This is a genomic window from Pseudobacter sp. (assembly GCF_051955275.1).
Taxonomy (GTDB): domain Bacteria; phylum Bacteroidota; class Bacteroidia; order Chitinophagales; family Chitinophagaceae; genus Pseudobacter.
Genome location: NZ_JBQCGW010000241.1, coordinates 1 through 25,062, shown reverse-complemented (window position 1 = coordinate 25,062; position 25,062 = coordinate 1). Strand labels below are relative to the sequence as shown.

General features: G+C 46.5%; 18 protein-coding genes. 2 read left to right on the top strand and 16 right to left on the bottom strand.

Annotation, left to right across the window (positions count from 1 at the left end; all coding sequences use genetic code 11):
• A partial coding sequence (locus ACTHMC_RS21040; protein WP_440416132.1) for a glycosyl hydrolase family 28 protein occupies positions 1-964 on the bottom strand: 964 nt, incomplete at its 3' end.
• A gap of 45 nt (positions 965-1,009) precedes the next feature.
• Positions 1,010-2,338, bottom strand: coding sequence for a T9SS type A sorting domain-containing protein (locus ACTHMC_RS21035; RefSeq protein WP_440416130.1), 1,329 nt, complete (start codon positions 2,336-2,338; stop codon positions 1,010-1,012).
• A 302-nt stretch (positions 2,339-2,640) separates the two neighbouring features.
• On the opposite strand from ACTHMC_RS21035, the gene ACTHMC_RS21030 reads away from it, so the two are divergent.
• Positions 2,641-3,942 carry a BACON domain-containing protein gene (locus tag ACTHMC_RS21030; protein WP_440416129.1) on the top strand — a complete coding sequence of 434 codons (1,302 nt, stop codon included), beginning with the start codon at positions 2,641-2,643 and terminating at the stop codon, positions 3,940-3,942.
• A gap of 119 nt (positions 3,943-4,061) precedes the next feature.
• Here the strand turns inward: ACTHMC_RS21030 and ACTHMC_RS21025 are convergent, their stop codons facing one another.
• The 8 genes from ACTHMC_RS21025 to ACTHMC_RS20990 form a co-directional block, all read right to left on the bottom strand.
• Positions 4,062-5,579, bottom strand: coding sequence for a redoxin domain-containing protein (locus tag ACTHMC_RS21025; protein ID WP_440416127.1), 1,518 nt, complete (start codon positions 5,577-5,579; stop codon positions 4,062-4,064).
• Between the two features lie 10 nt (positions 5,580-5,589).
• Entirely contained in the window at positions 5,590-7,071 is a 1,482-nt protein-coding gene (locus tag ACTHMC_RS21020; protein WP_440416126.1) for a RagB/SusD family nutrient uptake outer membrane protein, read from the bottom strand.
• A 12-nt stretch (positions 7,072-7,083) separates the two neighbouring features.
• Positions 7,084-10,605 carry a SusC/RagA family TonB-linked outer membrane protein gene (locus ACTHMC_RS21015; protein ID WP_440416125.1) on the bottom strand — a complete coding sequence of 1,174 codons (3,522 nt, stop codon included), beginning with the start codon at positions 10,603-10,605 and terminating at the stop codon, positions 7,084-7,086.
• A gap of 248 nt (positions 10,606-10,853) precedes the next feature.
• Positions 10,854-12,023, bottom strand: a complete 1,170-nt coding sequence (locus tag ACTHMC_RS21010) for a FecR family protein (RefSeq protein ID WP_440416124.1) — start codon at positions 12,021-12,023, stop codon at positions 10,854-10,856.
• Between the two features lie 54 nt (positions 12,024-12,077).
• Complete coding sequence (locus ACTHMC_RS21005; protein ID WP_440416123.1) at positions 12,078-12,692, bottom strand: RNA polymerase sigma factor; 615 nt, start codon at positions 12,690-12,692, stop codon at positions 12,078-12,080.
• 93 nt (positions 12,693-12,785) lie between these two features.
• Positions 12,786-13,178 carry a response regulator gene (locus ACTHMC_RS21000; RefSeq protein ID WP_440416121.1) on the bottom strand — a complete coding sequence of 131 codons (393 nt, stop codon included), beginning with the start codon at positions 13,176-13,178 and terminating at the stop codon, positions 12,786-12,788.
• 350 nt (positions 13,179-13,528) lie between these two features.
• Positions 13,529-14,587, bottom strand: a complete 1,059-nt coding sequence (locus ACTHMC_RS20995) for a sensor histidine kinase (RefSeq protein ID WP_440416119.1) — start codon at positions 14,585-14,587, stop codon at positions 13,529-13,531.
• A gap of 116 nt (positions 14,588-14,703) precedes the next feature.
• Positions 14,704-15,297, bottom strand: a complete 594-nt coding sequence (locus ACTHMC_RS20990; RefSeq protein ID WP_440416117.1) for a phosphorylase family protein — start codon at positions 15,295-15,297, stop codon at positions 14,704-14,706.
• 501 nt (positions 15,298-15,798) lie between these two features.
• On the opposite strand from ACTHMC_RS20990, the gene ACTHMC_RS20985 reads away from it, so the two are divergent.
• Positions 15,799-16,023: a helix-turn-helix domain-containing protein gene (locus ACTHMC_RS20985; protein WP_440416115.1), complete on the top strand. Its 225-nt coding sequence runs from the start codon at positions 15,799-15,801 to the stop codon at positions 16,021-16,023.
• Between the two features lie 59 nt (positions 16,024-16,082).
• On the opposite strand, the gene ACTHMC_RS20980 is transcribed toward ACTHMC_RS20985, so the two are convergent.
• The 6 genes from ACTHMC_RS20980 to ACTHMC_RS20955 form a co-directional block, all read right to left on the bottom strand.
• Entirely contained in the window at positions 16,083-18,395 is a 2,313-nt protein-coding gene (locus ACTHMC_RS20980) for a Gldg family protein (RefSeq protein ID WP_440416113.1), read from the bottom strand.
• A gap of 32 nt (positions 18,396-18,427) precedes the next feature.
• On the bottom strand, positions 18,428-19,744 hold the full coding sequence (locus ACTHMC_RS20975; RefSeq protein ID WP_440416111.1) for a MutS-related protein: 1,317 nt from the start codon (positions 19,742-19,744) through the stop codon (positions 18,428-18,430).
• Positions 19,745-19,775: 31 nt separating this feature from the next.
• Entirely contained in the window at positions 19,776-21,068 is a 1,293-nt protein-coding gene (locus tag ACTHMC_RS20970) for a MutS-related protein (protein ID WP_440416109.1), read from the bottom strand.
• Positions 21,069-21,097: 29 nt separating this feature from the next.
• Positions 21,098-23,407 (bottom strand): Gldg family protein, encoded by a 2,310-nt coding sequence (locus tag ACTHMC_RS20965; protein ID WP_440416107.1) that lies wholly within the window; start codon positions 23,405-23,407, stop codon positions 21,098-21,100.
• A gap of 11 nt (positions 23,408-23,418) precedes the next feature.
• Complete coding sequence (locus tag ACTHMC_RS20960; protein WP_440416105.1) at positions 23,419-24,336, bottom strand: ABC transporter ATP-binding protein; 918 nt, start codon at positions 24,334-24,336, stop codon at positions 23,419-23,421.
• Between the two features lie 42 nt (positions 24,337-24,378).
• Positions 24,379-25,062, bottom strand: a 684-nt coding sequence (locus ACTHMC_RS20955) for a hypothetical protein (RefSeq protein ID WP_440416103.1), incomplete at its 5' end; no start/stop codon positions are given.

The window sequence follows — 25,062 nt, the reverse complement described above, 5'->3', positions numbered from 1 at the left end:
TCTCACCTACATAGAAGATGGGAAGCCCTTCCCTGCTGATCACGTGCATGGTCTTCGCCAGGCTGTCGATCCTGCATACGGGGAATGAACGGCCAACCACTACGATGCAATCATCACCATTGTGTTTCACATCACAGTTTTCGATCAGCGGGCCCTGGCTGGCGAGACTGCTGTGAATGCCATCTGCATTACCAGAACGCAGCCTGGCAGGGATGCCGGCAGGCATTGAACCTCTGCCTACTTTGCAACGATTGAAGTGAGAGCTTTTGCAATCACGCTCAAAAAAAGAGAAACTATTGGAACCATAGATGTTCACATCCTGCACAGTGGCATTGGTGCATTTCTCCAGCATGAAGCAGTGTGCAGCAGGATTTGCTTTGGTGCTCACCACATCCAGCACTACCAGGTCCCCAACTTTCTCAAAGGCTACCCAGGCGGCGTTCTTATTGAGCCTGAACCTGCGGCTGGTCCCGATCCTGGAGAAGGAACTGTAATGTCCTTCACCCGTGGTGATGCTGTTGCGTTTGAGCTGGCGCGTAGCGGCATCATAGAATTGTACACGGGTATTGCGCACATTGTCTACCGGGTAGCCGGGATCTATCTCCACTTCAAACCAGAGGTTGGAAGGGTCTTTTGCAACGATCACACCTTGCGTGAAGCAGAGCGGATCATAATCGATAGAGAGATCCTTTACCGTGATATTGGTGCAGTTCAGGAAACGGAATGCCAGTTCCTGTGAATTGCAGATGATGGTGGAGCCATTGCCTCTCACCTCTACATTATTGAGGCCATTGAACTGGTAAGCACCGTAGGTCATATTGTTCAGCAGGTAAGTGCCCGCAGGGATATTGATCACGGAGCTGCCAGCCTGTGCATCCAGGACAGGCTTCAGTTCAGGAAGCTGCCTGGCTTGAAGATGCAGTGTGGATGCGATAAAAAATAACAGGAAGAATAACCTTTGCATAACCGGTATACTTTAAAGATATGAGCAATTTTATTTCATCAGCGTTTACAACTTGAGCAACTTCTTCGTCTCTGGCTTTTTACCGCCATTGAGGGTAACATAATAAACGCCTTTCATCAGGCCTGAAACATCAATATTCACCTGGCCAGCCTGGATGTTAGAGCCTTCAATTCTCTTCACTACCTGACCAGCCGGATTGGTGATCACGATGCTGGCATTGGTCAGTTGTTTGTTGCTGAAAGTTACCAGCACATTATCCCTCGCCGCATTGGGCGTGAGTTGCAGCTGCGCAGGCGCATCTGCCGAATTTGATAACAGGCTGGGTGATGCCGCTTCTGGGGCCATGATGATGGACCTGTAAACATTGTAATCATTGGACTTTGCAATCACTCTGGGAACAAGTGCAGCAAAGCTGGCATTATAACCAGTATTGTCTGTAAGCGTGACTATTTCTCCACCTGCATTGGTGGCGTTATCATTTCTCCTGATAGCATAGATCACAACATCGCCGCTGGTATTGAGTTGGCCTGTTACCGCCCTGTACTTGTCAGATAAAGCCCCGATAGCGCCATTGCTTACCCATGACCCGCCAGACAAAGAATATTTCTTCAGCTGGTTGTCATCGGCAACATACAATACATCGTTACCTGAACCGGCATTGATCATGAAGAACTGGTAAGGGCTTCCTGCGGTGGGCACACCGGGAAGGTTCACCATGGTTTGTCCGGTTGTGGCAGGAAGGCCGGTGCCAACTTTGGTAATGCGCAAAGAGCCTGATGTGGAGGTAGCGTAGAGTTGTCCATCGATCACCATTACGTTGCGTGCCGTGGTGGTAGTGAGTTGCGTGTGCGTGGTGCCACCGAGCGTGGTATACATCACGCCGCCGGAACCGCCGCTGGTCCAGATACCGGAGCCTTCGATCACAGCGGCACGGATGGCCTGGCCACTGAAGGCTGTGAGTGCAGTACTGGTGTTTACGCTGGCATTGTGATCGATGATGGCCACTACCCTTTTCACTGCAGTAGATGTGGAGCTTGAAACGGAGGTTGTTCCGGTATCGGCATCGTAGCCGCCGAGGGCCAGCAGGCTGCCATCTTGTGACAGGCTGATATACCCTTCCGTGTAATCGGTGGTGGAAATGGGCAGGGTCAGTCTTTTATTAGCACCATTCACTGCAATAGGCATAGGAATGGATCTGACCAGATCTCCGCAAGGGTTGTACTCATCTAAAAAAACCGATTGGGCTTTTCCTGCTACGAGGGGTTCAGCACCGGAGCCGATCCTTACGACTATAAAATTTCCGGGAGTGAATGCCTGGGAAAAGCAGTTGGCAGTGGTAAACGCCAACAAGAGGTTGAGGATAGTTTTTTTCATTGGCAATTCGTTATGCCAACAAGAAACAGAAAAAAGGGATGGAGGGAAGTGGAAGGAGAAGGGTATTTTTGGTGGGAATGTTCCCTTTCTCCGGGAACATTCCCACAGAAGTAAAAAACCGTCAGCCCCAATTCTGTCACAGCCTTTCATCCGCCTTTTTCCATGGTTATTACTGCAGAAGAGCGGGCTCACCCGAATCTGAATACGTATTACGAAAGCGGCTCGTTAAAAGGCGAAAATATTGTATGTTATTACCGGCTAAAAATCGATGGGCAGCAATTGTATTATTTACTTTTTCAGGTTTGTTCATAGCATGTAAGAAAGATAAAGATATCAACCTTGCTGTTGGCCAGCCAACAGTTGAGTTGGCCACTGCTGGCGGCAAATCACAACTAAGTATTTCCAGTAATGGAGAGTGGAGCCTGAGTGGCCTTCCGGAATGGATCTCTGCCAGCGTTACCAGTGGCTCCGGGGATGCCAGTATTGAACTGAGAGTAGACACCAACGCCACGATTGCGCTCCGCACCGCTTCTCTGCAGGTTCAGGCTGCAGGTCATCAGGGCGTTACAGTGACTGTTAACCAAAAGGGGTTGGTGGAATGGACGAAAACCGTCCCCACTTTTGGAGCGAGGGAATTTGTTGCCCGTAACAACGAACTGGTATTGGCCGGAGAGAAGAACAATAAGCTGCATTTCATGAAGATCTCTAAAACTGATGGCAGTGTGATCTCTGAGCATTCAGTTACTACAAGTTTGATTGCTGAAGGCTGGATAGCAGGTATCGATACGCTTGCCGGCGGTGGGTATGTAATTGCCGTCAATGGAAGGGATCCCAACAACTCCAGTAATCTGAACACATATATTGCTACTCTTTCTGCAGGCTTCGTAATAATAAACCAGAAAGTGATCGATTATGGAACCGGTTTCAGGGATTACGCGGATGTAATTGCCACTACCCGGGATGGCTTCGTTGTATCTGTTTCCAGTTCAGACAATTCATCCTTCAGGAATAAACTGAAGAAATACGACTTTGACCTCAGACAGGTAGGAGCTGATTCTTATGTATTCAATTTTATAAACGATATAGAAGTAGCCGCTGATGGATCTGTTATTGTGGCCGGATATGAAAGCGGAGAATCCGTGGTATACAAATACACGAACGCTCTTAATTGGGTGGGCAGCTATTCATCCGAAAAAGATGGTGATGCTCAATCTGTACTTGCCACAGCTGATGGCTACCTTGTATCGGGTGTTGAAAGAGTGGGAAGTAAAAACCAGTCATACTGCATGTTGTTGAATACGGACATGCAGCCTGTTGGCGGCAAAAAGCTCTTCATTGAAAAGGAAGGGCTTATACATTCTGCTTCCCTGATCGCCTTACAAAATGGCGGGTACGCATTATCTGGTTCTTACCAACTGAACAGTCAGCAGTCGGGATACACGGTACGACTAAAATCTGACCTGAGCATTATGAGCAAGAAAGAAGCTGTATTCAACAGCACAATGCTGCATGGAGTATCAGGTACTGTTGCAACAGCTGATGGTGGATATGTAATGGTGGGCGGAGCAGAGGATGGGATCAAGGTGATGCAGGTCAATCCATAATTTTTTTTCTGAAGAAGTACCCTGTAGAAATTCAAAATCCAGGGTACTTTACATTTACCAGGGAAGGTGACGCCTCAGAAAACTCTGAGACGCCCTCCTTGCTGTACACATTTGAATGATTATAAACCCCGGGACTTGTTCAGCAATGATTCAATCATCAGTTCCAGCATCTGCTGATTATTACTATTGATCATAAAATTGCTATAAACAATATTCCCTTCTTTATCTATCAGGAAATTGGTAGGCTGTCCGCGCACCTTGTACACTTCAGACGCCCATTCGTTGGTTGAACGCAGAGGTGTGAAAGTATACCCTGTCCCTTTCATGAACGGCACCACATAATCATCCTGTTCAGGAAACACATTGATACCGATATATGCCAGATCAGACTTATCATACTTATTCACCACTTCCTGGAAATGGGGGAACTCACCACGGCAGGGACCGCAACCCGGGAACCAGAAAGTAAGCAACACTACTTTTCCTTTATACTCTTCCAGGGATGCTTTTCGTTTTTCGGTATACATATCCAGGCTGAACGGCGGTGCCTGGTAAGTGTTCTTCTTCATGGCCGCTGCAATATCAGTATCTACCTGTGATGCACTTAGTCCCAGTTTAGAAGAATATTTACCGATTGCAGCCTTTGTATCAGGTAAAGGGGTTTTGGCAAATAATACCAGCAGACTGTCATACGCAGCTCTGGTATTACCTGAAGCATCGGCAATCTCCGCTTTCAGCAGGTTGAGATATTCAGCAGCACCGGAATAACGCGGCACTTTCACCTCTTTGATCATGACCTGCGCTTCATTCCATTTGCCTGCCTCTTTCAGTGCCTTCAGTTTCAACAGGGAGGAAGCCAGTGCCACCTGCGATGCCCATGATTCTTTTGATTTCATTTTATCAGCAAGGGAAGCCGCTTTATCGTACATACCCTCACTCACATAAAGATCAAACAGTCCGGAAGCGCCGCTGGAAGACCAGTTGAATTTTAAAGGATCATAAGCCGCGATCAGTTGCTCGTTCACTTTGAACTTCTCTGCTTTATCCGTTGACCTGGCAGCCAGCCAGTATAATCCCTGTGCTCCACGCTCACTCTCAGGAAAACGCTTTGCCAGTGCATACAATTCTTCTCTCCATTTTTTAGGATCTGTATGCTCAAAATCCATTGCATAATAAAAAGCATAGGATGGATCATTGGGAGCAGCTGCTTTTGCTTTGCCCATATACTCATGTGCCGCTTTCTCATTCCCCCAACGCTCCGCATCGATGCTCAGCATCTGCCATACTTCCGCCAGCTTTGGTTTCATGGCCACTACCTTCTTCAGGTAAGGAGTTGCAGCCGGTTCTTCTCTATTGTACAATGCAGTACCGATGGCTAATGGTATTTTATAATTGGCAGGATATTTTTTCATCCAGGCTTCATACTGAGGTTTGAGGCCGGGATTGGTCAGGGTCATCTCTTTGATATAATCATTGTGCAGCGGAAGGCTGTCGGGGTATTTCTCCACGTCCTTTTTCAAGGCTGCGATTGTTGCAGCATCAGCCGGCACCGGTTCTTTACGCTGCGCATAGCTTTCGCTAACAGCAGGCAGGATCAACAGGCCGGTGATCACACCGGCAAGCATGGTCTTTTTCATGAGCTAATATTTAATTGTTGTAATCGTTCTGTTCAATCTGGTTCCTGCTGGCGCCGATCTCCACCCCGTTGATAGGGACCGCATAACGCCTGGAACCTGCAGGCAATGAATAGGTTTGAGGAACATCCGTGTTCACTACATTATTATTGAGTTGGAAGAAATCCCTGGTGATGGTTACATCATCGGCCGGATAATCATTCACACTGAAACGGCGGATATCATACCAGCGTGTAACGAAGGGCAGTTCCCGCCTGCGCTCTTCCAGCACTTTGGTAATGGCTTCCACTTTACTGGCAGCAGTGAGCGGCATGGATGTACTCATGCGTTTATCGCGGAGCAGGTTCACCGTGATCATGGCATCACCAGGCTGATCCTTACGCGCCTGTGCTTCAGCCTTGTTCAGCAGTACTTCTGCAATGGTTGGTCCGGAAGGCAGCAGACTTCCCGTCTGAAAGATCTGATAGCGGTACAGATTTGCTGTACCCGGACTGAAATACCTGCCACCCTGTGGGAACATGAACCATTTATATCGAAGGTCATTGCTCTGATCATACAAATTCACCAGTGAAGTACTGGGCAGGAACCACCAGCCGGGCGTATACGTAAAACGAAGGAAGTAGAATTCAGGCCAGTAGTAATATTTAGTGGCCGTCCAGTCATTCAGTTCTGAATAATTGATGGTAACAGCCGGGCTTGCATAACTCACCGGAGTGCCTGCCGCCAGGGTCTTGTAATCCTTCAGCTGCACGGAAGAAGAAGCCAGTGCAATATCAGCCTGCTCGATGGTTTTATCATAGTTGCCGGCAAAGAGGTAGTACCTGCTCATGAATGCTGCTATGGCCTTTTTGCTGGCGCGCCATGGCAATTTGGGGTCTACATCATTGATGGGAGTTTTTGCAGCCTCTGCCATATCCGCCAGGATGAAATCATAGGTTTCTTTCAACGTAGCCCTCACCAGTGATTCCGTGAACACAGTGCTTACTTTCAACGGCAGCCCTTTTGCATTGGCATTGGCATCGGAATAAGGAAGACAATAGTAATTGGCCAGCAGCCAGTAAGAATAAGCACGCACAAAATAAGCATCGGCTTTCACACGCTGCCTCAGGGCATCATCTCCTGTTGCCTTATCGATATTTGTGATCACCACATTAGCTGTAAAAATCTTATTATACTCGGCAGTCCAGAGACCATCAGACGCAATATTGTTAGCTACCTGGTCATTGGTGAAAAGGTAGAAATAAAGCGCTTCAGGCGTGAACTGTCCTGCATTGTTTTTATAAGCTTCTTTAGGAATTTCCGTATCGTCTGTTGAATAAGTTGCCGTGTAATTGTTTTCCTGAACAAACCTGCCGGCATTGTTCAGCAGGGCTTCCAACTGCTCCACCGTTTCTATGGTAGCTAGCTTTTTGGAGGGCTCACCCAGGTATTTCTTGCAACCGCCTGTAGTGATCAGAACGGCCGACATCAATATGATAAAATGAATCTTCTTCATGGTTCTCCGATTTTAGAATTGAATATTACATCCCAGTGTAATGGTCCTCAGCGGACGGTTGGTTCCGGGCAGCCAGTCGGGATGGAATCCCCTGCTGTTGGCCCTGTACACCAGTCCCAGGTTCCTGGCCTGTGCATACACGCGGATACCTTGCAGGGACACAGCGCTGGTGATCTTTTTAGGAAAAGTGTAATCCAGCATGATCTCTTTACATTCTATGTAAGAAGAACTTTCCACCAGTCCCGCCAGATTGGGTGCATACCTGTCCCAGCGATAAGTACCGGGGTCATTCGGTTGAGGGAAAGAAGGAATATCAGGATTGCCTGCAAATACCTCCGACACAAATTTGTCAACAAAGGTTTTGCCGCCTCCGATTGTAGTGGCGTAATTGAAAATAGGGTTACGGAACTTTCCACCCATGGTGCCGGTGAACAGCACATTCAATCCGAAATTGTACACTCTGAATGTATTGAGCCAGCTCATTGTATGCGGAGGAATGGCAGTGCCTTCATAGTTCAGGTACTGAAGGCCCAACCCCCTGTTATGCAATGCCAGATCATCAAACCTGTTGGGAGTACCTTTTACGCCGGCCACCCAGGGCTCTCCATCTTTCATACCCAGGTAAGTGTAAGAGTACACGGGTTGAATGGGACGGCCCTGCACAAATGCATTTCCACTGAGCATATCGAATCCGTAAATGGCAGGATAGAAAAGATCTGTGATCTCGTTCTTGTTGTATGCGTAAGTGACCATGGTCTGGTATTCAACAGGCAGACCTGGGATTTCCACGCGTGTACCCAAAGACAACTCGATCCCATTGTTCACCATTTTGGCATTGTTGAACTTCTGGCTGGTAGTACCATTGGCGGCTGCCAGGGTTACCAATCCTACCAGGTCTGAACCATTCTTTTTATAGTAATCGATCTTACCGGTCAGTCTTCCTTTGAAAAGTGCGAAATCAAGTCCCAGATTGGTAGTGGTTGTTTTTTCCCATCTCAGCAGAGGATTTCCATAATCGGAAATGGTGGCAGTGATGGTGCCGGTAGTTGTATTTACTGATGTACCAACCGCCAGCAATGTTTTGGTGGATGTTCCTTTTTCCGCATTTCCATTTCTGCCGTAGGTAGCGCGGAGGGTAAGGGCATTGAGGAAGTCGAGGCTCTTGAAGAACTCTTCCCTTTGAAGGTTCCAGGCGCCGCCAACAGACCAGAATGGCGACCAGCGCAGGGTGGGATCATCCGTGATGTAGTTGGACGCATCTCCCCTTACACTTCCTGACAAAGTATATTTCCCCATATAAGTGTAAGCAGCGTTACCATAGAAAGAAACATACCTGTCGAGCCCCCAGCCGATCACAGGGTTGCCGCCCTGCAGCGTTACACCTGTGCTGCCGGTGATATTTTTGAAAGTATTACCGGGACTGCCATACCCAAAAGGAGGAACAGAGCTCTGCAGTTTATCAGGATAATAACCGTACAGCCAGGGGTTGGCGATATTGTCCACTTCATACTGCGAAACCTCAAAACCGGCAATGGCGGTAACCTGGTGCTTCCTGGCGAAACTACGGTCGAAGTTCAGCTGATTGCGGAACACATAGCTTTCATTAGTGGTATTGTTGATCCAGTTATTACCGAACTGTCGCGGCGTCTGAATGCCGCCTTTCGGCAGGAATACCTTATTCACCGTTTGTGTGGCCGGTGTGTAATCGATATTATAGTTGATCATATCACGCGCGAAGAAAGTGCTCTCGCTGTAATAGTTCATGTAATCCGTTTTACGCCTTTCATATTGAAGTTTGGAATCGAAGCTCAGTCCTTTCATGATATTGATGGACATACCCAGCTGGATACGGGCATTGAGATCCTCTGTACTGAACTCCCTGCCTCTTACTTCGCGAAGCAGGTTATAGCTCCAGTCTGAATAAGGAAGGGACTTGGCAGGAAGCGTACCGAACAACTGGCGGTTGATCCCATTCAGATTCACACTATAAGAACCATCAGGATTGAGCAGGGTCTCGTAAGGCGATAACTGCTGTAGTTCAGAAACAGTGGCGCCACTGGAAGTCTGATCAGTATACTGAACAGAAGCATTCAGAAAGAAGCTGAGGAATTTCGTGTGCCTGTACTGGTTATTGAAATTAAGCATGAAGCGTTTGTACTGATTGCCTACATATCCATCCTTGTTATTTTCGAACATGAAGGAAGCGAGGCTTCTCAGTTTATCAGTACCACCTGAGATATTGATATTGTACTGGCTGAGCACGGGGCGTTGCAGCAGCAGGTCTTTGATCTGTGCCCTGTTGTCGATACCACGGAGGCTATCTAGACCGCGGTTCATGGCATCCGTTGTGATCTTACCCGTTTCATTGGCATAAAGCAGTTCCTGCGCCAGGGTGAGCGAAGTGCGCAGTTGGTTGAAGGAGCCGCTGAACTTACTGAGCGTCCAGTTATTCTTCCAGGCCAGTTCTTCATACCTGATGAAATCCTGTGTGGTAGCGGTTCTGGTTACCTGGCCAAGGTCTATCATATCTCCGATCCTGGTGAAGGCATTCAGTTCCACTTTCAGTCCCTGTCCTGATCTGGCCTGTTTGGTAGTGACCACAATCACGCCATTGGCAGACCTGGCGCCCCAGATAGAAGCGGCGGCAGCATCTTTCAATACAGTAATAGATTCTATATCATTCGGATTGATAGTAGTGAAACTGGTATCGGCTACAGGGAATCCATCCACTACCACCAGCGGTTTGGCATCGGCATACATGGAGCTGGTGCCGCGAATGAGGAAGTTGAACGTACCATCTGATTTCTCCTTGCCCTGCATACCGGGCACCAGGCCATGCAATGCGGTGGACACGTTGGAGACAGGGCGTTTCTGGATCATGTCTTTATTGACTACATCATAAGCGCCGGTAGCACGTTCTTTGGAGATGCGCTGATAACCGGTATTCACCACTACAGTGGCCAGTTCCAGTTCCACGTTGGCACGTGTGAGGGCTATCAGTACATTCTGACCGCGCACCACTTTATATTCTTTGGTATCATAACCGATATAACTGATGATGAGGATATCACCCTCACTGGCAGAAAGTGTAAAACGTCCCTCTGCATCGGTAACGGTGGTGATATTCTTTTTCTTCACTTTAACGGTGGCGCCGGATAATGGATTTCCTTCCGCATCGCGTACCATGCCTGATACGGGAGGAGGCGAAAACAAAGGAGAAAGACTGATGAGCTTTGCCGGTGCTTTTTCTTTGATGAAGATGGTCTTAGACCTGATCTCGAAATCAAAGGGTTTCTTTTCCAGCAACAGTTCGAGGAAAGATGCGAGGGCCATTTGAGACACCTGCAGTGTAACACGTTCTGAGCTTTTGATTGTTTTGGCGCTTCCAACCACAACATAGCCTGTTTGTGCTTCAATGGCTGCAAACACTTTTTCCATTGTTACATCCTTACCGGAGTAAGTGATGGTCTGGGAAGAAGTTTTTGCACTCAGAGACAAACCACAGATCAAGAGCAGCATTGCGGTTAACTTCATAACTCGCAGGGTTTTGGTGATGAACCAGAGAGGCCTCTGCCGGTTTTTCAAGAAAGCAGAAGCCCACCGGTTACAATAAGCAGTCAATAACATACTTTTGTAACAGTTTTGGGTTGATGAATAAACTTGCGACAATGGTTTTTCAACACTATCCCGAAACGTTCACCGGGGATGGGTCCAATCATTCCCGGTTTTTTTCGGTATAGCATATTTATGGCTATACTACAGAGAAACAGTAAGATGAGGTTCTACTTCAATATGGCAGTCACATGGACTGTTTTACCTTCCAGCCGGAATGTGGCCACAGTGCCATCCAGACCGCCTAATGCATCGTTCAAAGTCAGGTTGCGCTCCATTCTCCCGGCTAATCCTTCGCGGGGAATTCCGTTTTCATATACAATGCTTACGTCGTACCACCTGGCCAACTGGCGAAGAGCCTGATCAAATGGTAGTTTATTGAAATCGAAATAACCTGTTTTCCACGCAATATCCTGACGGATATCAGTGTCGGCCACTTCGCCTCCCGACCAGGCCTGGCCGGGTTTGAGGATAGTATTATTGATCTTTACAGCGCCTTCCAGCAAGGATGTTCTGGTGCCCGGTTCATCCTTGTAACTGTTCACATTGAAAGATGTGCCCAGTACCAGGATCTCTTCATCAGGCGTTTTCACTACAAAGGGTTTATCCTTATGCTGCTTCACTTCAAAATAGGCTTCGCCGGTGATGCTCACTTCTCTTCTTGCTCCGTTGAACACTACAGGATAGGTGATGCTGCTGGCGGCATTGAGCCATACCTTGGTACCATCGGACAACAACAGCTGGAACATACCGCCATTGGGCGTTGTGATGGTATTGAAAGCATTCTGCTCTATGGCGGAATTGCTGGTATAGATCAGTTGTCCTTCCTGGTTGGCGATGGAAATTTCACCATCACGGATAGCATTGCTGCCTGCTTTTCCTAATTCCACTTTTTGCCCGTTTGAGAGGGTAAGCATGGCTTTGTTGCTGCCGGGCATTACAATACTGTCTGTTACCGTTTTGTTTACTACCAGCTGTCTGGCAGGAGCATCTGGTTTAAGCAAAAAGAATACTCCTGCGCCAACAAGCAGTAAAACAATGGCTGCTGCATAGCGGAACCAGGCGGTTCTGAGGAAATGCGTTCTGTGCATCACAACCGGCGCCTGTTGCGTGATCCCACCTGCCTTGAGTATCTGCTGGTACAGCAGGTCTGATTGTTGTTCATTCTTCCACCCCTCCCACTCATTCTTAAGAATATCCTGTTCCACCTTGTTGCCATAGCGCTCACGGAACCCTTCATCTTCAAGGAACACAAAGAATTGCTCCACTTCTCCGGGCTGCAGGTTATCAGCTACGAAGCGGTTGATCAGTTCATCAAATGAGGCAGAGGGTGTTGGCATATAATATAAAGTCGCGCTACCAGCCAGAAAGTATTAGCGTGTTCAAAAAATATTTTAAAAAAAGTTGGGATCCAGTAAAATCAGGGGCAGCAAACAGGCCACCACCGTACTGTTGGGGCTATTGGCTAGTATATAATTACGCAGGGATTCCATGGCTTTATACAGGTGCACCCGCACCGTATTGGTGGCAATGCCCATGCGCTGCCCGATCTCTTCGTAGCTCAGGCCTTCTTCACGCTGCAAGGTGATAGCAGTGCGTTGCTGAATACTGAGCCGGGCAATCCCCTGCTGCACCAACGCCACCTGTTCTTTTTTCAGGATGAACAATTCAGGACTTTCCGTTACCGTTTCCATTCTTTCTTTCAGGTACTTCACATAGGCATCATGGCTACCCTGCTTACGTAAGGAGTTGATGATTGTATTACGGGCCAGAATAAAAAGCCAGGAAGAGAAATTCCGGATCGAACCAAGCTCCGACCGGGTTTCCCATAATCTGAGGAAAACAACCTGCACAACATCTTCTGCCAGCTGTGGCAGTTTCAGATGCTGGAGTGCTACCGCATAAATACCGGGGGAATAGCCATCATAGAGTTTCCTGAAAGCCGGTTCATGGCTTTGGGAAACCTGTTCAAGCAGATATGCCTCGTTATGCAGGGGTCTCAGTATCAATAAACTGTTTTTTACAGCATAAAGATAGCAGATTGGAAATTAGGAACTGCCCTGAATGGTTCAGGAAAGTATACAAAAGATATTCAGGATGAATTATCCGGCAGCGAGCAATACTTTCCTATCTCCTAAAAAACCGGAGAGGCAATGAATAGTTTGATCGATGGATCCTTTATCCAGACAGGATGCCCCATAGGCATATGCCTGCCTGCGGATATTGTCATCGATGCCATTCGAGTAGATGAGTACCGGCACATCAGTGATCTTATTCATTTTTCTGATCTCAGTGAGGCACTGAATGCCATTCATTTTTGGCATATTAAAGTCAATCAGGATCAGGTCAGGTGCAATATGCTTCAGCAGGTGCACTGCTTTTGCAGGATTCTCTGCCCAAATGCATATATACGGCATACCGGAAATCTGCAGTGCCTGGTCGAGGATAAAATATTCATCGATGTCGTCGTCAATGAGTAGAATAAGTCTTTGCATGATCAATGGTTATTTGATGGATAGAGTGTACCGGGAATCACTGATCCATTTTCTTCGGACGAAGAACAGCCGGGTGATCGCTGATAATATACCGATAGCATAGGGAAATGAATACCCAGTTATAATCAGCATTGTACCAAACATTATTCAAATGAAAGGAGGCTGTAAGCGGATCGGGAGAGATGTAAATACAAAAAGGCGTAGTAGTGCCCTTTGTTGGTTGAAATTAACTTATTTGATCATATCCACCAAAAGAATAAATTACTCATTTATGTTATTCAAGAAAAAACAGTGAAAGGCTGCGCCGGAACCAGGCCAGCCTTCGGCTTCTATCAAACCTTCATGTAACATCATGATCTTTCGGCAGACAGCCAATGTTGCACCGGACACATGGGCGCCTGCAGTATTATCTTCAGCAGGAACATACTGGCTGCATCCTCGCGGGTAAAGCCTCTTCCATTATCGATGAAGCTGATCCTGCTGTATTTATATTGTGTGGCACCGGCTGGCGCCTTCACGTTGAGATCCGTGTCTGTGCTGGTGATGGAAAGTTGCAGGCGACGATCCGAATTACGGAACCTGATGGCATTGGTAACCAGGTATTCAAATAGATTATGGAGCAAGTGTTTATAGCCTGTTATCACTGGTAAAGTGGATACCTCTATCTTTGCATCAAGCACAATTATTTTATTGGCCAGTTTTTGCAGTACTTCCTGCAATACCAGGTTGAGATCTACAGGTTCCGGAGTTTCCTCAGGCTGGGTAATTCCGGATAGCGTGGAAATATCTTCGAGTAATAAATTCATTCTGTTGAGGGAAGCCTGGATCCGGCGAAGGTTTGCCTTACCACCGTCAGACATCACCTGTCCTTCATGGGTAATCAGCAATTCAATGGAAGAGTAAACATGCTTCAATGGCTCGCGGATATTTCTCGAAGTGATATAAGCAACAGTGGCCAGTTCATCACTAGCTCTTTCCAACTCCCTGAATTTTCGGTTAAGCATGATATTTAGCTGCTGCAATTCCTGTTCAACCCGGATACGATTAGCTACATCGTGCATGATATTCATCACACCCGCAATTTCCCCATATTTGTTCCTGAGCGGTATGAAATGATTTTCGAAATAATGGCGATTGAAGCGCTGTGCCTGTGCAGGAACAAATCCTGATCTGCCTGAAAAAGCATGCCTGATGGCTGTCATCATTTCCATATCCTCAGCAAAGGCAGGGAAAACATCCAGTAAATTTTTTCCGAGGATATCATCTTTATTAATACCTGCTATCCGTTCTGAAGTACTGTTCCAGGCTATTATATTATAATCCGGGTTGATAGCCATGATACGGTCGATACTACTGTTGTTCAGCATTTCGGCCAGTTCGGTCCCTGTCAGTTCCCGCTCGGCTTGCATTACTGGTAATTTTTGTAAGGGAGTGAAATATTCAATGCTCCCGCCTCATCAGTAGTAACCTGATGCCAGTAAAATGTTTAACTTAATTGCCTGTTCCTGCCGATATTACTCCACAATTACGGTAAGATCCTGCTCAGGTTTGCAATCAGCAACAGCTCGCTGAAGGCCTTTGACGTTTTGTGTACATGTACATTCCACTCGTCGGCTGCGCCGCCATCTGCTCCGTCAGAGATATATTTCAGGCAGAGAAACGGGATCTCTTCCCTTTGTGCGATCATGGCCAGCGGGAACGCTTCCATATCTACCAGGTTATAGGCCGTAGCGGCATGCGCCATTTCAAAGCTGTCACCTGTTCCGCAGATCCCTTCGGGAATGCCTTCAAACTTCAGCCCATGCGCCAGTACGGGAGGCATATTGGAGAAAGGGGTTTCATACAACTGAAAGCCCAGTCCTCGCACATCCATATCCCTTTGCACAAAACTGGTGCAGCAGATAAGTTCTCCCCTGTTGAAATGATTGCTTCCGGCGGATCCGAGATTTACGATGAGTTTTGGACGAAGTTTACAGATGGCTTTTGTAAGCTCAAAGGCGGCATTGACCTTACCCACACCGGTGATGAGTTTGTTGACGCTATTGAAATGCTCACCTGCTTCTGCATCGAGTGCAAATACGAAAAGGGTGTCGGTCAGTGGGTATTGATTCAATAACATTGGTATTATTTTCTGTGGCGCGAAAATACGTCATAACGGAATACTTAATCTACCGTCTGTTTTTCGGACATATCCCTATGCTCCGGACACTCCCATCACCAGTGACCAGCACCGATCTATTCTTTGCTCCTCATAGGCCTGCTCCGATGTGCCCGGAGTAATTACGCATTAGAAATAATTCAGAATTTCCGCTTTATTTAGCCGGATGATGCAGACGGCAATCCCCCTATTCACCAACCGGAATTTCCAGGTTTACCATAATCGTTTCAAGTCCGGATCCGCACCCGGCTGGACTATCAGCGGGGACTACACCATCTCCCTTTTCTTTTGCTTCAAAGGGCCAAAGCTGCAAATGGTATCAAAAGAAAATGTAATTGTTCCTTCCTTTATTTAATTCAAAAAAGCAAACTGTCTGATCAAGAACAAGACTCCACTCCCGCTGAAATGGAAAGACCAGTTCAACCTGGAAAGCAGCCGTCAAATTATGTTTGGCGGACAATCATGGTCATTGCAGCCGGAGAGCTTACACGCATTGAATGCCCTGGTCCATTTACAAGAACGATCTTCCGCTATTATCAGGAAAGGAATATGCAGACGGCGAAGGAAGCGTTACAGGCAGGTGAGTCTATCGCCTCCGTGTCCGGCAAGCTGGGATATTCAAGTTTAGTGCATTTTTCATATGCGTTTAAGAGGGAGTTTGGAGTGCCGCCTTCGCAGTACCGGTAAATAATAAAAAAGGACCGCTAATTGGGAAGCGATCCTTCTTTTATAGGGGGTTAACGTGTTTATTTTCTTTTTCTTCTTATCAGGAGGATTATACCCGAGGCAAGCAGCATGCCGGGAAGAATGTATACGAAAGTGTACCAGATGCCGATACCGGTATTCTTACTAATTGTGAGTTTAACATCCATTGGGTAAACAAATCTGGTATAAACAGGATATTCATTGTTCACCAGCCAGCTATAAAGACCGCTTGCAATTGTGTTCCCATTCGAGCTTTTAGGGCTCATAAAATCTGCATCACCGGTTACCACAATACGCTGCTCCCTGCCATTGAGAATGCGTGACAGTTTAACGGCCAGCACATAATTATCCCGTTGAATATCTCCTTCACTGGCAGTAAAAACCGGTGCAGCAGAGTCCCACACGTATATTCCATTCTCTATCCACATCTTTCCATCCTTCTTTGCATTCACAATGGGTTCTATCCTGAATCCATCTTTTTCAAGGTAGCTGATGATGGAACTTCCACTAAAAACAGACCACCCCCCAAGTTTTCTATATTTTAGCCAGGCTTGCATCGAGGCCTCCCTTGCCATAACATTGCCAGCATGATTCATGATACCGTACACTTCATGCGGTGATATATTTTTCCCGGGACGTACAACAATCCCATTCTCCAGGTTTACACCCAGCTGATTCAGCACAGGGTTGAGTATTTGCTGTTTGCCGGGTTCTGCATAGAAAAGTGCATTCCCGCCTTTCCTGATATAATCAAGGATCTTCCGCTGTTCCATGGTATCGAGGGCGGATTTAGGATCTGCCACTACCAGTATGCTGGTAGAGTCGGGTATCTCATTCCGGAGGATTGAAATGGTGTCTGAATAGAAGCCTGTGTTAATGAGTGAAATCGGACTTCTGGGAAAAGTAGTATGCATACCATATTCACGTTCCCCATTCCGCCATGGACTGCGTTCATAATGTCCTGTTGTAAACATCACATTCGGAAGACCTGGCCGGACCACTCCTCTGACAGCTGCAGAAACATTCGATTCTGTAGGCCATATGCGGGAATCGAAGGTCCTCAGCTTCGAGCGCTTTCCTTTATACTCCAGCTCCATGATCATGATATCCGTTTCTCTCGAGAGGTCGATCATCTTACGTGCTTCTTCGGGTTTAGTAAACCATTCGATCGGCAGGTTCCTGAGTTCGGCAAAACGTTCAGCAATCTGCAGCTTGGTTTTCCCGGGGAACAACTGATCGAAGGAGTGGTCATCATCCTTGATATCATAATACAAAACGTACCTGTATTTGATATTTGGGTAGAAACGGACATACTGGTCCCAGAATTTCCAGATGTAATTATTCCTTGCATCAGGTGTGCCATACATGCTGTTTGCTCCAAGCAGATTAGTGTAGAGCGTTACTGTAAGTGGAGATCCATCCATTTCCTTCAGTACAGCCTGCGTGGCAGAATCGAGCGTATTCAGCTTATCGCGGGTTACATCCAGATAGCCCACATAACCTGGCCTCGATGAAAAATATCCCAGTGTAAGGATCACTGCTATCAGTGCAAGGTTTCTTCCAAAAGACACCGTCCATTTTCTGGATTCCTGTTTCTTCTTCAGCCTGATCATTGCCAGTCCCAGGAACAAGGGGATGATCAGTAAAAAATAGAACAGATCCCGGGTGGTGATCAGCCCTCCCAGCAATGTTTCACACCTGCCAGCCATTCCCAGGAAATAAGTGATATCCCGCACAAGATCATACTGCTGGAATATGGATCCTGCTACACTCATCAGGAAGAACACTATAAAAGTGAGCAGGGCAGCAAACAACTGATAGCTGGTGAGACAGGAAATATAGAGGCCGATAGCCAGGTAAGCGCTGGATAATAAAAAGAAACCCAGCAGCATACTCATGAACCATTTTAATTCTGCATGTTCGATGCTGAAATATCCTGTGATCAACAGCAAGGCAACAGACAACAACAATATCAGGTTGAATGCCAGCAATCCCAGGTATTTTCCAGCAATGATCTCCCTAACCCTAACAGGTGAAGAGCTCAACAGGTTGATGGTTCCTGTATTTACTTCCCTGCCGATGGCGCCCATCGTTAGCAAAGGAATAAATAAGTACAGGTAGTCGTACACAGAGGTCAAAGTGCCTAAGAACATTTCAAGGGTAAGTGGCCCCTTGAAGCCATCCCATGAAGGGCTGTTGGTAAGTATTGCTTCCTGGATTCTGGCATGCTCCATCAGGGGATTCACCAGTTGCATTCCAGAGATAACAAAGAACACAATGATAACAACCCATGCTACCGGTGAGTAAAATAAGGTCCTGAGCTCAGCTCTGGCGATCTTGTATATAATTTTCATTACAATCTTGGTTACGTAGTTAAGTAAATAAATCAGTCCCCTATCAGTTCAAGAATTCCTTCATTCCTGATGATCATCATACCTTGCCTGTCTTCAGTGATTCCCTGTTCCAGACGATAAGTATATTCCGGCACCGATCCTTTCAACACGGTTGGCATGAAGGTGAACTGAATATTATTTTTATCCCTGAGCGCTTCCCCTACTTCAATAATATGGGTGCTCACAATGAACAGGCAGTTCATATATTCCGAAAAGGCCCTTGTAACTGCCAGTGTGCCGTCAAAAGCATCTTTGACATTGGTTCCTTTAAACAATTCATCGAACATCAGCAGCAGGTGCTTTCCGGTGCAGGTAGCATCTGCGGCGTTTTTAACACGTACCACTTCCGCATAAAAATGACTATACCCCAATGCAATATTATCGGCCACATTGATACTGGAATAAATACCTTCCCGTATAGAAAACTCCATGGATCTGGCAGCTACCGGAAAACCAATATGAGCCAGGTACAAGGCAATTCCGATCGATTTCATCCAGGTTGACTTACCAGCCATATTGGCCCCGGTAAGAAAGATCACATTGCTGTTTAATAGCATCTCTATATTATTGCCGACAGCATTATCTATACAGGGGTGTTTAAGATCAACGGCTTTTAAACAATTGGCTTCTTTGGGAAAAGGCTTTGCATAACTCAGCCCCCTTGCGGCAGCCACTTTTCCAACAGCAATGTTCACATCCAGTTCAGCAATGAATTCAAGGATATCTTTTATCTGAACACTAAGCGTGTTCTTCAGCAAATGATCATAGGCAGCAATTGTGCTTACAGTCATAGACCCGTAAATATTGGTAGCCACCAACTTTTTCAATTCCATTGATTGCAGCACCTGATGAATGACCTTTGCCCTATCCTGCCAGGGTCCCTTCTTTTCAACCAGTTCAGTAACAAATTCCTGACATTTCTTCAGCGTTACGATGCTCGCCTGCAATCCCTGGATAATGGCCTTGAAACGTTCATCGCGCGTAAGAGCGGACAATGTTTTCTTGTACAGTATCCCCGCAAAGGTTTGCAGCGCCCCCGTTGCTGCACCGGCATCCACATATTCACGCATCAGCACCACCTGGTTGGGATCGAAAGGAAAGCTGAATCTTTCCTCCTGAAAAAAACGAAAAACAGCTGTTCGTTTTATAATGGCATCAGCATCCGTCAGCGGCGTCTTGAATAACTGATCCAGCAACTGCTCTCCTACGCGCGTCTGTACCTGGTTGAAGAGAAAGTAAACAGAGCCCTGCCGGAACTTTCCCATCAGGTTCAACTCATCAAGCGACTGCCGGTCTATTGTAAAATTCATATGTTTTTTTTGAATGCATAATTGATATTGCTTACTCGGATTTTTTGCCACTGGCCAGGGTTTCCAGTATACCTTCATTGCGGATGATGATCATTCCATGACGGTCATCTGTGATACCCTTTTCAAGCGTATACGTATACTCAGGAACCGTTCCTTTCATACGGGTAGGCAGGTAATAGAATCCAATATTCTGTTTTTGCTTCAATTCTTCGCCAGCCTCCACAATATGGGAGGAGATGATAAAGAGGCTATTCTTCTTTCCTGCAAAAGCCTTGATAATAGCTACAGTGCCTTCGTGTGCATCTTTCACATTCGTTCCCCTGAACAATTCATCAAAGAGCACGAAGAGTGATTTTCCTGCCCCGAGTTCAGTGGCCATCTTTTTTACCCTCAGCACTTCTGCATAGAAATGGCTGGCGCCGATGCCGAGGTTATCCGGCAGATTGATGGTAGTATAAACGCCATCCATCACCGAGAATTCCACAGACTTTGCGGCCACCGGGAATCCCATATGTGCTATATAAATGGCGGTACTTAAACTGCGGAGGAAAGTAGACTTACCAGCCATATTGGCCCCGGTGAGGAAAACAACAGACCTGCTGGCATCCATACAGAGACTATTGGCCACAGGTTTTTTCACTTCAGGATGGAACACTCCTTCAATCCTGATGACATTACTCCCTTTGGGCCTTGCAACCGGAAATACAAAATTCCTTTTCACTGCCACATCAGCAACAGAAATGAGTACATCCAGCTGGTAGATGAATGTCAGCACATCAGTTATTTTCTGCCGTTCCTTCACACGCATCAGAATATCGAAAGCCGTGAGTGCCGCATATGAGAGCTTTGTTTTTGACTTCTCTGAAAAAATGGGAATAAGTGCAGGGGCTTCAAGAGCGTTTATCATGGCTATTCTTTCCCTTTTCAGTCCCTGCACTTTTATAATATCCCCCTTTTCCAGGAACTCACGCATATGGTAAAAAAGGCTGATAATGGCTGTAACACCTGATTGTATCTCCTTTTCTCCCATACGTGTATGCGGAGTATTGCTGTTCTCTTTATCGTAGGACAAGTACTTCTCTACGTTATCCAGCAAAGCTGCATCGAAAGGAAAAGAAGTTCTCAATTCAGCAAAAGAAGCAATAATGCCGGTCCTTCTGCTGATGGCGTCCAGATCAGAGAGCGGATTTCGGAACATCTGTTCCAGCAGCAGTTCACCGCCTCTTGTAGCTGTATTGTTATAGATATCGTAAATGCCTTTTTGTTCCTTTTTGGCAAATAGCCGAAGGTCTTCAATCGTTTGATCATCCGTTTGTAAGAACATTGTCTGGTATTTTTTTATTCAGCGAGGTGCTATTTTCTTTTCCGGCGAATAAGCAGAATGATGGCAGAGATCAGTAACAAACCGGAAATACCATAAACGAAGATGTTGTACAGGGCTTTAGCTGTTTTGCTTCCGATCCGGAACAACCTGTCCTCGCTTTGCCTGAAATTAACGTAGATCGGGTATTTGTTATCCAGCGCCCAACTGTATAAGGCAAGTCCGTGACTGGAATGGGACATCCTGGGAATGCTCATAAAATCGGCATCGCTGGCCACTACTATTCTTTGTTCCCGGTTATTGATCTTCCTGGTAAGCTTAACAGCCGTAACATACCGGTCTTTCCGGTAATCATTTTCTGCAGGATTGAATACGGGCGCTGCTGAATCCACTACCAGTACCCCATTCTCCACCCAGGTACCCTCATTCCCCCGCTGAAAGAGAACGGGCTCAACTCTAAAACCGTTGATCTCAGTATAGCTGATGTTTGCAGCACCTTCATTGTTGGCTACTGCTCCGGGCAGCCTGTATAACTGAAAATATTCCATTGCTTTCTCTTTCGACATCCAGTTGCCAGTATCTGTAAAACTGTTCAAACTGATATGAGGCATTTCATGTTTATCAGGCCGTACGATGATACCGTCTTCGATTTGTATACCTAACTTATCAAGCACTGGCTTGAGAATCCCTTTTTTTGCAGGCTCTACTAATATAACTGCATTCCTTCCTTGCTGAATATATTGATCGATATGATCCAGCTCAGCCTGATCATATGCTGACCTCGGATCCGCCACCATCAGCATATCGACACTGTCCGGTACCGGCTTCCAGGCATTCAGTGTATCCGAATCAACGCCCAGGTTGATAAATGCATTCCTGTCTTTCCATATATTGAAATGAATACCGTAATCCCGCCGGGTAGCATTATTGGGGCTCCGCTCATAATGACCGGTCAGAAAACCTACATGATAATCTTTTGTTCTGGTCAGCCGGCTGAGAGTTGCAGCTACATGGTTCTGATGGGGCCAGATATAAGTATCTTCATATAATCTCAGCCAGGCCTTCTTTCCCTTGTACTCCAACTGCATGATCACTTTCAGGTACTGGCTTTTCAGTTCTTCATAATTATCCATCTCGCTTGCTTTTTTGTAATCAGCCCTGCGCGCTCCCATCACTTCTGCCTGCAGGTCTGCTATTTCCTCCAGTGTTTTCCCGGGATACTTCTTGTACCAGGAGCTATCTCCTTCATTCACTCCATAGTAATATTCATATCTGAACTGCAGGTTGGGATAGAATCTGATAAACCTTTCCCAGAAATTATTGAAATAATCATTTCTGAATCTTTTAAGCCCCACCGTTACATTAGCATGGAGCAGGTTGGTATAGAGCGTTACCACCACCGGTGACCCATCCAGCTTTCTGACCTCATCCTGTACTACAGGATGCAGCGTATTGGTCTTATTTTTCATGGCATCGTAATAACCGATGTATCCCGGTCTGGAAGACAGATAACCGATCAGAACAGCTACCACCAGTACCAGAGAATACCGGAAAAATGCAACAGTCCATTTCTTCGATTCCTGTGTGCTTTTGATCTTCACCAGGGAAAAGCCAAGGAACATGAGGATGATCACAATAAAATAAATCACTTCCCTGGTGGAAATCAGCCCCCCGATCATCTTTTCAGCCCTGCCCCCCATGGAAAATGCATATGTGATGTCGCCGATGATATCATAATCCTGCCATAACCCAGACAGGCTGCCCATTACAAAGAAAACGGCAAAGGTGACCACCGCTGCTACGATCTGGTAATTGGTGAGGCAACTGATGAACAACCCAATGGCTGTATAGGCATTGATCAGCAGGAAAAGGGCGAACATTATGGCCAGGTGCCAGTTATGTTCTGCATTGTTGATAGTCAGGGATGCTATGGACAACACCAGCCCAACGGAGAGCAAAAGCAGGAAATTAAACCATACCATTCCAAGATATTTCCCCAATACAATTTCCCTGGACCTGATCGGAGATGAATACAATAGCTTGATAGTTCCACTGGTCACTTCCCTGTTCATCAACCCCATGGTCAGCAGTGGAATGAACATATAGGTATAATTGAGGAACTGAGGGATCACCATCATCATCAGGCTGTTGGTAAGCCCCTCGAAACCCGTCCAGCCAGGCTGACTTTCAATTACCATTTCCTGCAACAATGTGAGCCTGGAATTAACGGTAAAGAAAATAAGGGCACAAAAAACATAGAAGACAAGCACTACGAACCAGGCCACAGGCGAAAAGAAAAGGTTTCTGAATTCAGCACGTGCTATTTTGAAAATTATTTTCATAGCAATAAGGTTTAAGATTGTCTGGACAATTGTTTGAATACATCATCCAGCATAGATTTCTCGGTGAAGATCTCCTGCAGGCGCCACTGGTGCTGTATACTGGCAGCTATCACAAATTCCGTTACATTATTCCCGCTGAAGAACAGTCGCATCTGTCTGTCGGTGAGGTACTCCACTTTTGTTACGCCGCTGATCTTCATCAACTCACTCTCTGATGGCGGATTGTCCATGGTAGCCAGTATGGAAGCTGGCTGGAGATAATTGTTGAATGAATCCATGGAATCGGAGAAAACGATCCTGCCATTCTCGATCATGATGATATCCCGGCAGAGCAGGTTGATCTCGGACAGCACATGCGATGACAGCAGTACGATATGATCATTACCAATTTCCCTGATAAGCTTGCGCGCTTCAATGATCTGGTTGGGATCGAGGCCATTGGTAGGTTCATCCAGCACTACAACACTGGGTTTATGGATGATGGCCTGTGCAATACCAACACGTTGTTTATAACCTCCGGACAGGTTCTTCACCAGCCTGGAACTGAAATGCGTGATCCCGGTTTTTTCCATTGCCTCAGCCACGGCCTGTTTCACATTTTTTTTATCTATGAAACGGAGGTCTGCTGCATAGGTCAGAAACTCATTCACGGTGAAATCTGTATATAATGGGGCTGTTTGCGGAAGAAAGCCCAGTTGCCGTTTCACCATCCGGGGGTCTTCTCGTTTATTGATACCGTTGATATAGACATCACCTTCGGTCTGGTTCAGCACACCACAGATTATGTTCATGGTAGTGGATTTGCCGGCGCCATTGGACCCAAGCAGCCCCACCACTCCTGTTTGATTGATCTCGAAGTTGATTTCACGGATAGCCCAGGCACTGGAATACCTGTGGGAGAGGTTCTCCACTTTTAATACTGTACTCATATATGTAATGGATAATTTTTTTTGTTGGGAGAAACACCAGGTTTAACGATGGTTCATATTGACCAGCTTAAGTGCTGCCGCGCCTGTACCGCCGCGCTGCCCGGTCAGCACGAACGTACAGGGTATTCTCAGCCAGGAATGCGGAATGCCCTGCACCACATGAAGCATCTGATAAGTAAGGAGCAGATCGCCGGACACAGCATCCCTGATCTCCAGTTCGTAAAAAGGCAAAGGCTTAATTAAAGGAAGTGAAACAAAACGGGTGACCGAATACTGCTCAACCTCCTGAAAGAGACTTCCGGAAGCATTGCCCTTCAGATTTACGCTGAAACCCTGTTCCTCACTGAGATTGGCGAAGCGTATCACCGCTACACTGTCACCTGCATTCAAACGGGGAATCTCATCCTTTTGAAGCAGATATGCAGGCGCAGACCTGGGACCATACAGGAACATGGAATACATGGCTCCTTTTTCCAGGTTGAGACTGCTCTTCAGCAGTGGTTCATCTTTGGGCAGGGTGTCAGTGGTTGAATAAAACATAATGTCCTGCGGAGGGGAAGAAATACTAAAAGCACTGACCAATAAGTTAAACTGATTGTTCTTTATGGAATCCGGGGTCCTGAATTGAAAAGGTCTGTTATGAGACAAAACCTTGTACAACGAAGGGCCATTACTGATGCCGTTAAAAACCTGCAGGGAGGCTGGATTGGCAGGACTCACTTCTTT

Excerpts from the sequence above, each read along its gene's own strand:
- ACTHMC_RS21000 (WP_440416121.1), bottom strand. The coding sequence starts at position 13,178 with ATGCAAAGACTTATTCTACTCATTGACGACGACATCGATGAATATTTT.
- ACTHMC_RS21025 (WP_440416127.1), bottom strand. The coding sequence starts at position 5,579 with ATGAAAAAGACCATGCTTGCCGGTGTGATCACCGGCCTGTTGATCCTG.
- ACTHMC_RS20990 (WP_440416117.1), bottom strand. The coding sequence starts at position 15,297 with ATGTTATTGAATCAATACCCACTGACCGACACCCTTTTCGTATTTGCA.
- ACTHMC_RS20960 (WP_440416105.1), bottom strand. The coding sequence starts at position 24,336 with ATGAGTACAGTATTAAAAGTGGAGAACCTCTCCCACAGGTATTCCAGT.
- ACTHMC_RS21015 (WP_440416125.1), bottom strand. The coding sequence starts at position 10,605 with ATGAAGTTAACCGCAATGCTGCTCTTGATCTGTGGTTTGTCTCTGAGT.
- ACTHMC_RS20985 (WP_440416115.1), top strand. The coding sequence starts at position 15,799 with ATGGTCATTGCAGCCGGAGAGCTTACACGCATTGAATGCCCTGGTCCA.
- ACTHMC_RS21010 (WP_440416124.1), bottom strand. The coding sequence starts at position 12,023 with ATGCCAACACCCTCTGCCTCATTTGATGAACTGATCAACCGCTTCGTA.
- ACTHMC_RS20970 (WP_440416109.1), bottom strand. The coding sequence starts at position 21,068 with ATGTTCTTACAAACGGATGATCAAACGATTGAAGACCTTCGGCTATTT.
- ACTHMC_RS21020 (WP_440416126.1), bottom strand. The coding sequence starts at position 7,071 with ATGAAGAAGATTCATTTTATCATATTGATGTCGGCCGTTCTGATCACT.
- ACTHMC_RS20980 (WP_440416113.1), bottom strand. The coding sequence starts at position 18,395 with ATGAAAATTATATACAAGATCGCCAGAGCTGAGCTCAGGACCTTATTT.
- ACTHMC_RS20995 (WP_440416119.1), bottom strand. The coding sequence starts at position 14,587 with ATGCAAGCCGAGCGGGAACTGACAGGGACCGAACTGGCCGAAATGCTG.
- ACTHMC_RS20975 (WP_440416111.1), bottom strand. The coding sequence starts at position 19,744 with ATGAATTTTACAATAGACCGGCAGTCGCTTGATGAGTTGAACCTGATG.
- ACTHMC_RS21035 (WP_440416130.1), bottom strand. The coding sequence starts at position 2,338 with ATGAAAAAAACTATCCTCAACCTCTTGTTGGCGTTTACCACTGCCAAC.
- ACTHMC_RS20965 (WP_440416107.1), bottom strand. The coding sequence starts at position 23,407 with ATGAAAATAATTTTCAAAATAGCACGTGCTGAATTCAGAAACCTTTTC.